This window comes from Dietzia sp. DQ11-44 (assembly GCF_014145205.1).
Taxonomy (GTDB): Bacteria; Actinomycetota; Actinomycetes; order Mycobacteriales; family Mycobacteriaceae; genus Dietzia; species Dietzia natronolimnaea.
Window position 1 is genome coordinate 1 of sequence record NZ_JAALEC010000028.1, and the last position, 9,321, is coordinate 9,321.

Annotated in this window: 10 protein-coding genes and 1 pseudogene; all 11 read left to right on the forward strand. The window is 66.7% G+C overall.

Annotated elements, in window-relative coordinates:
* Positions 1-601 (forward strand): transposase (locus tag G6018_RS00820; protein ID WP_182638479.1); only part of this gene is annotated, 601 nt, incomplete at its 5' end.
* 149 nt (positions 602-750) lie between these two features.
* Positions 751-1,443 (forward strand): type ISP restriction/modification enzyme, encoded by a 693-nt coding sequence (locus G6018_RS00825; protein WP_182638480.1) that lies wholly within the window; start codon positions 751-753, stop codon positions 1,441-1,443.
* Between the two features lie 94 nt (positions 1,444-1,537).
* Positions 1,538-2,386 (forward strand): hypothetical protein, encoded by an 849-nt coding sequence (locus G6018_RS00830; protein WP_141244306.1) that lies wholly within the window; start codon positions 1,538-1,540, stop codon positions 2,384-2,386.
* A gap of 417 nt (positions 2,387-2,803) precedes the next feature.
* Entirely contained in the window at positions 2,804-3,361 is a 558-nt protein-coding gene (locus G6018_RS00835) for a 2OG-Fe(II) oxygenase family protein (protein WP_132064281.1), read from the forward strand.
* Between the two features lie 116 nt (positions 3,362-3,477).
* Positions 3,478-4,524 carry a 2-oxoglutarate and iron-dependent oxygenase domain-containing protein gene (locus G6018_RS00840; RefSeq protein ID WP_132064280.1) on the forward strand — a complete coding sequence of 349 codons (1,047 nt, stop codon included), beginning with the start codon at positions 3,478-3,480 and terminating at the stop codon, positions 4,522-4,524.
* A gap of 36 nt (positions 4,525-4,560) precedes the next feature.
* On the forward strand, positions 4,561-5,547 hold the full coding sequence (locus G6018_RS00845) for an isopenicillin N synthase family oxygenase (RefSeq protein WP_182638481.1): 987 nt from the start codon (positions 4,561-4,563) through the stop codon (positions 5,545-5,547).
* Positions 5,548-5,555: 8 nt separating this feature from the next.
* Positions 5,556-5,987 (forward strand): VOC family protein, encoded by a 432-nt coding sequence (locus G6018_RS00850; RefSeq protein WP_042329013.1) that lies wholly within the window; start codon positions 5,556-5,558, stop codon positions 5,985-5,987.
* 125 nt (positions 5,988-6,112) lie between these two features.
* The gene (locus G6018_RS00855; RefSeq protein WP_071934950.1) at positions 6,113-6,754 is read left to right on the forward strand and encodes a helix-turn-helix domain-containing protein; all 642 of its coding nucleotides are present in this window, start codon (positions 6,113-6,115) and stop codon (positions 6,752-6,754) included.
* Positions 6,755-7,222: 468 nt separating this feature from the next.
* Positions 7,223-7,960, forward strand: a complete 738-nt coding sequence (locus tag G6018_RS00860; RefSeq protein WP_182638482.1) for an SOS response-associated peptidase — start codon at positions 7,223-7,225, stop codon at positions 7,958-7,960.
* A 242-nt stretch (positions 7,961-8,202) separates the two neighbouring features.
* The gene (locus tag G6018_RS00865) at positions 8,203-8,562 is read left to right on the forward strand and encodes a metalloregulator ArsR/SmtB family transcription factor (protein ID WP_182638483.1); all 360 of its coding nucleotides are present in this window, start codon (positions 8,203-8,205) and stop codon (positions 8,560-8,562) included.
* Positions 8,559-9,321, forward strand: a pseudogene (locus G6018_RS00870) (cation-translocating P-type ATPase); the annotation flags it as partial. The gene G6018_RS00865 and the pseudogene G6018_RS00870, both read left to right, overlap by 4 nt.

Genomic DNA, 9,321 nt, shown 5'->3' on the forward strand with positions numbered 1-9,321 from the left:
GATCTGCCCAGAGGCTGCGTGGGGGCCGGCATTGAATCCCTCCGGCGACATCCGAGACGGGGCCGAGGTTGCCGAACTGACCGGCTTTCTCAGCCCCAGGATGCTCGCCAAGTGGCCAGACGGAATGCGAGTCATCGTCCGCCGCGAACGGCCCCACCCGGGTGCTCAGTTGTCGATGTTCGAGGAGATCGACGGGTGGCGCTACCAAGCATTCGTTACCAACACTGCCACCGGTCAGCTGCAGTTCCTCGAGGCCAGGCACCGGGCTCACGCCCGAGTGGAGGACCGGATCCGACACGCCAAAGACACCGGCCTGGGCCGTCTGCCCTCGCGGGAGTTCGCTTTAAACCAGGCCTGGCTCGTGGCGGTGATGCTCGCCGCGGATCTGGTGGCCTGGACCCGGATGCTCGCTTGCACCGGCGACGCCGCAGTTCTGGCCTTGTGCGAGCCCAAAGCGCTGCGCTACCGCTTCCTCCACGTGGCAGCCCGGCTGGTCCGAAGCGGCCGACGGCGGCGCGTGAAGATTCCCGAAACGTGGCCCTGGGCGACTGCCATCGTCGCAGTGTTCAACACGATCGCCGCGATCCCAAAACCGGCCTAACCTCACCCACCCGCCCACGACAGAACCACCGGAGACCCGCCCACCGGCAGCGCCAGCCGGCACTCCTGCACGCCCACCCACGAAATGGATCCCGCCGTCACCCGACAGCAGCAATCCTCACGCTCCGTGAATCAGCGGGGCTAGCGGGGGTGCTCTCCCATCCCGGGTTTACCGCGCGTTTCGCAGACGAGCTGACTACCCCGGGCATCCGAGTGCCGTTTACGACCAGTCCGGAGCTCTTCGAACGAGCCGTCACGCTCGGGATGGAGGTTGCCTGGCTGCACACCTATGGCGCTACGTTCGTTGACCCAGAGTCCGGGCGTCCAGCCGGCGATGTGCGGCTCGCGGCTGGAGATTCTCGTCGGGTGATGAATTTAGCGGCGATAGCTGAGATGCCATCCGAGATGATATTCAATGAGGCCACGGGTGAGGTGCGACTCGGTGGTGGCGCATTCGGCCCGGTGAGTCCTGCGGTGTGGGAGTACACCGTGGGAGGAAAGAACGTGCTCCGGTCGTGGTTCGGCTACCGCAAGGCCGAACCAGGAGGAAAGAAGTCCAGTCCCCTCGACGATGTACATGTCTCGTCTTGGCCGCCCGAGTGGACCAGCGAGCTTCTTGACTTGCTGTCGGTGCTCACCCGCCTGGTCGGGCTCGAGGAAGCGCAGGTGGAACTGCTGGATGAGATCATGTCCGTCTCGCTGGCGTCTCGAGACATGCTTGCCTCCGCCGGTGCCGTCTGGCCGGACGGGACAAAGGACTCCCAACGCAGGCCAGATTATTCGAGTGCACAGCCCGGCTTCGATGAGGGCGACGAAGGACAGCTGGGCTTCTCCTTCACGTGAGAGACCCGTGATCGCGGGTCCGGGTGTAGCTCGCCGTTCCAAGTTGCTCAGCTCGTGGGCGTTCGAGCGACGGCTTCACCGCCATACTTGTCGTATGACAGAACCGAGACCGGCAGACCAGGCTGCTCTTGAGGGCCTGCGCCAGGACCAGACGGGGGTCTGCTGGTGGTGCGGGAGCATCGCGGACAGTCAGGAGCATCGTCACAAGGCAAGCGTTCTTCGCCGGATGTGGGGCGACGAAGGGCTCTATCTTGGTCGTAGTGGCGAGAAGCTGTACTCAATACGCGGCCCGAACAGCAAAGCCGTGAAATTTTCGAAGATCCTCTGCCGCAAGTGCAATAACGAGCGAAGCCAACCATTTGACGAGGCTTACGACGTGTACGTCAATTTTGTTCAGTCGAATGCAGACGAACTTTCCCGGGCTCAGTCGTTGGATTGGCGACAGGTCTACGGCGGGTCATGGCAAGAGTCGGCTCGGTTCCTCGGGAGCTACGCAGTGAAAAACTTCGGCTGTTGGATGGCAGAGGCTGGGTTTGCGCCGCCTCCGGAGTTTGCAGCCTTCTTAGACGGTGACGACCTGGTGGATACCCGGCTGATGCTTGCTCGCCAAGAGTCTGCTTCGTTGGCGTACCGCGCGATGGCACTCGACGGTGGCACTCGTTTCGATCGAGGAATCGGAGTGCTCGCTTCTCACGTTTGGATTGATAACGGACGCACGAATTTGATTGGTTACGAGTCCTACTCCTACGTCGCCGATATCTGCATGCGCGTCAACTGGGCAGCACATGCAGGACTGGGAGAAGTGTTCTGGCAGTCCCCGATTACACCGCTGGAGATAATGCCCGCTTCGGGCGGTCAGCGAGTGCTCGCAGCGAAGATTGGCGCGCGGGCCTTGGGGAGGCGCGCGTCTCGTCTACTCGGTCGAGGACCAAAACGCGAGTGATACTGGTAGGTAAGACGATCTGGGCCTCGGTGACGCCGAGGGCGGAGGCGAGATGCCGAAGGCTGGCCACCAGCGCCCGAGAGATGCCCCGACTCACTCACCAGCTCCGAACGCTTGAGTGACGCTTTCACTAACGCGGTCTTCTCGCGCCGATAATGTCAGATTCCGTCAAGTGTGCAGGTCAAAAGTACGGCACTGTCTCATCATTACTGCTCGTCAAGCCCAGGATCTACCGTAGGGACTGATGCGGCAAATGATCGGCCACCGCCGTTTCGTGGGCTGTACCCCAAAGGAACGGACGCCGGCTCCCGGCCCGACAATAAGGAAGGCTTCCAGATCGGACGGGACCTCCCGGCGGAACACCCCAAGGTCCAGCGGGGTCTGGTCAACCACGGTCCGAACCTTTGGCCCTCGGCCATGCCAGAGCTCCGTGCCACGCTTGAGGCCTACCGCGACCGCATGGCGGTCCTCGGGCACCTGGTCCGTTTGGTTGCGCTGTCCCTCGAGCTCGACGAGGACTACTTCGACGAAGGCTTCCAGGACCACGTCATCACCACCCGCCTGCTGCACTACCCCCCGCAGGACGGCGTCGGCGAGGGGAACGAGCTCGGCGCCGGCGCTCACACCGACTGGGGCCTGATCACCAGGTTGTACCAGGACGAGGTCGGCGGACTGGAGGTCCTCAACGCCGATGGCGAGTGGGTCCGGGCCCCACACATCCCCGGCACCTTCGTGGTCAACCTCGGTGACCTCGTCCCGAAGCTCACCAACGGGCTCTACCTGTCCAACACCCACCGCGTGCTCAACACCACCGGTGTCCGCCGATACTCGGTGCCGACGTTCTTCGACCTCGACTACGACTACGTCGTCACCGCAGTCCCTACGGTCCTCGACGAGAACGAGCAGCCCGGCCCGGGCATCACGACCGGCGACCACCTCGCCGAAATGCTGCGTCGCACCTACGCAGCCAGTTGAGCCAGACACGCGCCGAAGAGACGACGTCCGGTGTCACAGAAACGTAACTCTACATTCCCTTGATGAATACACATTCCGACAAGACTTGCGACTACCGAACTGAAATGGAGGAGCACATGAACACCCCCGCCTTCGAGGTCCCCGTCGTGGACATCTCGGCCTACACCAGCGCCGGCACCGCCGAAGAGCGTGCCGCCGTCGCCCGCGCCATGGACAAGGCCTGCGCCGCCGTGGGATTCATCCAGATCCTCGGCCACCAGGTCCCCGACTCCGTCGTCACCGGCCTCAAGGAGGCGGTCGACGACTTCTTCGTCCTCCCCCTGGAGGAGAAGAAGGACTACGTCGTGCCGGGCAACCGTGGCTACAGCCCGCCCAAGAGCGAGTCGCTCAGCCTCAGCCTGGGAGTCGAGTCCGCGACCCGCATGAACGACTTCTTCGAGGCCTTCAACGTCGGCGCCGAGGCCGGCTGGTTCGACCGCCTCGACCTTTCCGACGACGACTACGGCGTCAACACCTGGCCCAACGTCGACGGGTTCCGCACCAAGGTCGAGGCCTACTACGACCACGCCGCACGCGTCGCGCGCACGCTCACCACCATCTTCGCCGACGCCCTGGGCGAGGACTCCGGCTTCTTCGACTACCTCACCGACCACTCCGTCGACGTGCTCCGGATGAACAACTACGCCCTCCCCGAGGGCACCGACGTCTCCCTGGACGGCGACCTGACCGGGATGGGCGAGCACACCGACTTCGGAATCGTCACTGTGCTGTGGGCCGACCAGGTCGCCGGCCTCCAGGTCCTCGCCAAGGACGGCACCTGGCACGACGTCCAGCCCATCGAGGGAGCGCTCCTGGTCAACCTCGGCGACCTCACCGCCCGCCTCACCAACGACCAGTGGCTCTCCACCCTGCACCGCGTGAAGCCCCCGGTCATCGACGGCACCATCCAGCGCCGCCGGTCGGTGGCCTTCTTCCACGACGGCAACATCGACGCCACCATCTCCACCCTGCCCAGCCGTCTCGACGCCGACGGCGGACTGGCCTACGAGCCCATCCTGGTCAAGGACCACATCGCCGCCAAGCTCAACGGCTCCCAGTACGGCAAGGCCAACACCGCCGCCGTCCGCGAGGCCGCCCGCGTCCTCGCCGCCCAGAACGCCTGAACCCAGCCCACGCCCACCCGGAAAGAGACCCAGCCCATGTCGAACACACTGACCGACGTCATCCCCCTGATCGACCTCGCCGACTGGCGCACCGGCGACGCCGGCGTCCAGGCCGCCGCCGCCGCGAAGGTCGACCAGGCCCTGCGTGACTCCGGCTTCCTCATGCTCGCCAACCACGACGTCGACCCGCAGCTCGCGGCCGACCTCCGCAGCGCCGCCAAGGCCTTCTTCTCCCTGCCGCGAGAGACCAAGGCTCGCTATGAGACCACCGTCGGTGGCCGCGGCTGGCTGCCCAGCGGGAAGGAGGCGAACTCCTTCGCCGGCGAGGAGGCTGACAAGGCCACCCCCGACATGAAGGAGAGCCTGACGATGGGCCGCCCGTACGCCACGGGCAACCCCACTCTCGACAGCACCGCCTTCGCCCCGAACGTGTGGCCCGACGAGGTGCCCGAGCTCGAGCTCCTCGCCACCACCTACATGGAGGCCATGTACGGGCTCTACGACGAGCTGCTTCGCATGTGCGGCGAGGCCCTCGGGCTCGGCCGCGAGTGGTTCATCGAGCGCTGCGCCAACGGCACCCGGACCCTCAACATCAACCGCTACCCCTCCCTGGAGGAGACCGGCGTCCCCAAGCCCGGCCAGTTCCGCGTCGGCGCGCACACCGACTGGAGCATCTTCACCCTCCTGGACCGCCAGCCCGGCTACGGCGGCTTCCAGGTCCAGCTCAGCGACGACGGCGAGTGGCTCGACGCGCCCTTCGTCGAGGGAACCCTGCTGGTCAACATCGGCGACCTCCTCGCCCGCTGGACCGGCGACCGGTGGCGCTCCACCCGCCACCGCGTCCTGCCACCGCATGAGTCTGCGCCGGCCGAGGAGCTGATCTCCTTGATCCAGTTCTGCGACGCCAACGTCGACGCCATCGTTGAGACGATGCCCGCCCCGATCGGCAGCGGCACCACTTACGACGCCGTCCTGGCCGGGGAGTACCTGCGTCAGCGCGCCATCCAGGCGACCGTGAAGTGAGCACCGACGTGAACACCGAGACAGTCCCCGACGCCAACCCCGACACCAAGGCCGGTGTCGCGCTCTCGTTCGTGACCCTGGTCTGCCAAGACGTCGACGAGGTCTCCAACTTCTACGCCGAGCTCTTCGGCCTGGACCACGTCACCTACCTCGAGGGCGACTACTTCCGGGCCCTCCAGCTCGGAGGAACCATCCTCGGCTTCAACACCCCCGTCGCCTACGAGCTGCTCAACCTGCCCGAGAGCGACCTGTCGGCCTCCGCGCCGTCGTTCTGGACCTTCGAGGTCGACTCCGAGGAGGCCGTCGACACCCTCGCCGCAGCCGCCGTCGCAGCGGGCGCGACCTACCGCAAGGAACCTTTCCGGACCTACTACGACGCCTGGCAGGCGGTGCTGCTCGACCCCGAGAAGAACGTCTTCCGGATCAACAAGTCCGCCTGAGTCAGCCCACGGTGCGGGCGAGGCCTCTGTCAACGACGCCAGAGCCCTCGCGCGCACCGTGGCAGTGAGACAGGTCGGTAGACTTCCGACGCCCGCTGGGCACCGCAGTCCGTAGAGAGAAGTCGATGTTGCAGGCACCGTCGCCCGTCGTCCCCGCCCGAGCCCGGGAGTTCGTTCTCATGGAATCCGAGGAAGCCGTCTCCGACGCCGTTGCTCAGGCCGTCGGCGAGCGCGTGAAGTACTGGCGAACCGAGCGCGGTCTCCTGATGCGCGAGCTCGCCGACGCCGCCGGCATGAAGCAGCCCTTCCTCAGCAAGATCGAGAGCGGCAACGCCTCACCCTCCATGCTGAGCCTCTACCGGATCGCCACCGCCCTGAACATCACCCCCGGCGACCTCCTCCCAGCCGTCGCCCCGCAGCCTGGCGCGACCGTCATCCGAGCCGAGGAGGGCCGCATCGTCGCCGGCACTGAGCAGTCCAGTGTCCCGGTTCGATTGGTCGGCGGCTCCGAACAGCACTCCTTCGAGATCTCCGAGATGGAGTTCACCAAGGACCAGAACAACAATGAGTGGTTCGACTACCCCTCACCAGCGGCCACCTACCTCATCGAGGGACAGCTCAACGTCATCATCGAGGGCGACACCATCCATCGCCTGAAGCCGCGAGACACGATTTTCTACCCCGCCCGCATCCGCTCCAAGTGGGAAGCCGTGGGCGACGAGACCGTCCGCGTCCTCCACATCGTGACCCGGCCACGCCAGGCCTGACCTAGGGTCGGTGCTCGGTTGACGGACGGCGCCGGTCGGACGCTGGAGTAACCGGCGGCACCGAGGCTCGCAGCCCGTCTGTTGCCCACCGTGCGCAGCCCTGCACGTTATCCGCTCGTCCCGGGCTTCTTCGCCGCCGGCGGCGGCCGGCTCAGACACGCCACGTGCTGGCGGTCTTGCGGGAGAACGCCTACTCGCCGGTGACCACTTCACCGGAAAGCGACTCGTCCCGACCGACTTCGGGCAGCTCAACTGGGGCCAACGGGGATGCCACCCTCTTATTTGACCGTTCGCAGGTGATCGGAGCGAATGGCTGAGGCAACCGACGACAGGCGTTAACCCCTGGCCGGTCTCGTTTCCGCGCTCCTTGTAGCTAACCGCCGCCAGGTCCAAAGCGCCGATAAGTCGCGTTCCGTCAATTGTGCAGGTCAGCGTCCGATCTCGCTCTCGCTTGCTACTGTCTCCCGCATGTGTGGTCGGTACTCGGTAGCCGTATCCGGCGCAGATCTGGTCGACGTCCTCGCGCTGGACGGCGTTGAACCGGGTTTTGAGTGGTCGCCGGCCTATTCGGTGGCCCCTCGCACGCGGGCTCCGGTGGTGCGGGATCGCCTGGCCGACGATCAGCGGGTGCGTGAGACGTTCTTGCCCACGTGGGGGCTGCGTCCGTCGTGGGCGAAAGAGCGGGGTCCGCGGCCTATCAACGCTCGCCTCGAGGGTGTGGTGACGAACGGGATGTTCCGCTCTTCATTCGCCTCGGCACGTGCCCTTGTGCCGATGACCGGGTATTTCGAGTGGCAGGAAGCCGTCGAGGCTGGCAAGACGGTCAAGAACCCGAGCTACGTCCACGGCCCGGACGACGAGCTCCTGCTCGCTGCTGGCCTGCTCGCGTTCCACCGGGAGGGCGAGGACACCGAGTGGCGGACGACGTTCACGATCATCACCCGCACTGGGGAGGATGCGGCCGGCGAGGTCCACGACCGGATGCCGGTCTTTCTCACCCCGGCCGCGTGGGATACCTGGCTGGACCCGGAGAAGATCAACAAGGACCAGGCCGGCGATCTGCTCGACCTGCTCGACGTCGAGTCCCGCACGGTCGCGTCGACCCTGCGGACCCGTCCGGTGTCCCGGGCGGTCAACAACGTGCGCACCCTGGACCGCCACGATCCAGGGCTCATTGAGCTTGCCGAACGCCCCCGCGATTTGTAGTCGCCTGAGGGCCGTCGGCGATGGCCGGCGAGCGCTGCGGATTCGCCACTCCGTGACGATCGGGCCCTCTTCGCCTCCGCCCGCTGGGTCGTCGGCCTCGCGGAGACGTGGAAGGGCCGCGGGATGCCGTCATGGCCCCGCTGGCGGAGGTGACCCCAGCTCCCGAGGGCAAGCGCGCGGAGCGCGTGCGGCAGAACTCCCCAGAGTGACAATAGGTCAGCCACTACTGTATAGTTCAGTGCATGCTGACTATTGCTTCTCGCCTCGACGTCATGAACCGGCTGGGCCGGGCCATGGCGGACCCGACGCGCTCCCGGATCCTGATGACCCTGCTGGACGGGCCGAGCTACCCGGCCGTGCTCTCGCGCGAGCTGGAGCTGACGCGCTCGAACGTGTCGAACCACCTGACGTGCCTGCGCGACTGCGGGATCGTGGTCGCCAAGCCCGAGGGTCGGCAGACGCGCTACGAGATCGCCGACCCGCACCTCGCGGCGGCGCTCACGGCGCTGGTGGACGTGACGCTGGCCGTGGACGAGCACGCGCCGTGCGTGGACGCCGAGTGCACTGTGCCGGGCTGCTGCGGGACGGGAGCGGGCGCGTGAGCGCGGCGTGCGGCTGCGACGAGCCGGAGACCCGGGTCGGCGAGGAGGCCGAGGAGGAGCGGGAGCGTCCGTGGTGGCGTGACCGCGGGATCATGGTCCCGGTGCTCTCCGGCGTCGCCTTCGGCACGGGCCTGGTCCTGGAATGGACAGGGGCAGAGGTCCCGGCGCTGGTGGCGTTCTGGATCGGCCTGCTGCTGGGCGCGTCGACGTTCACGCCCGGCGCGATCCGCAAGCTGTTCAAGGGCAAGCTGGGCATCGGCCTGCTGATGACGATCAGCGCGGTCGGCGCGGTGATTCTCGGCTACGTCGAGGAGGCCGCCGCCTTGGCGTTCCTGTACTCCATCGCCGAAGCGCTGGAGGACAAGGCCATGGACCGCGCCCGCGGCGGGCTGAGGGCTCTCCTCAAGCTCGTCCCGGAGACCGCGACCATCCGGCGGGACGGCGCGCCCGCGGAGGTCGCCGCGAAGGACCTCCAGGTCGGGCTGCTCATGCTGGTGCGCCCCGGTGAGCGGATCGCGACCGACGGCATCGTCCGCACGGGCCGGTCGAGCCTGGACACCTCCGCGATCACCGGCGAGTCGATCCCGGTCGAGGTCGAGCCCGGCGACGCGGTGTCGGCCGGGGCGATCAACACCGCCGGTGCCCTGGAGGTCGAGACGACCGCGGCGGGCACGGACAACTCGCTGACCACGATCGTGGAGCTGGTCGAGCAGGCGCAGGCCGAGAAGGGCGACCGCGCCCGCCTGGCCGACCGCATCG

Bases quoted from the DNA above. Each gene is read 5' to 3' on its own strand.
- G6018_RS00830 (WP_141244306.1), top strand. From the start codon at position 1,538: ATGACAGAACCGAGACCGGCAGACCAGGCTGCTCTTGAGGGCCTGCGC.
- G6018_RS00835 (WP_132064281.1), top strand. From the start codon at position 2,804: ATGCCAGAGCTCCGTGCCACGCTTGAGGCCTACCGCGACCGCATGGCG.
- G6018_RS00840 (WP_132064280.1), top strand. From the start codon at position 3,478: ATGAACACCCCCGCCTTCGAGGTCCCCGTCGTGGACATCTCGGCCTAC.
- G6018_RS00845 (WP_182638481.1), top strand. From the start codon at position 4,561: ATGTCGAACACACTGACCGACGTCATCCCCCTGATCGACCTCGCCGAC.
- G6018_RS00855 (WP_071934950.1), top strand. From the start codon at position 6,113: ATGTTGCAGGCACCGTCGCCCGTCGTCCCCGCCCGAGCCCGGGAGTTC.
- G6018_RS00860 (WP_182638482.1), top strand. From the start codon at position 7,223: ATGTGTGGTCGGTACTCGGTAGCCGTATCCGGCGCAGATCTGGTCGAC.
- G6018_RS00865 (WP_182638483.1), top strand. From the start codon at position 8,203: ATGCTGACTATTGCTTCTCGCCTCGACGTCATGAACCGGCTGGGCCGG.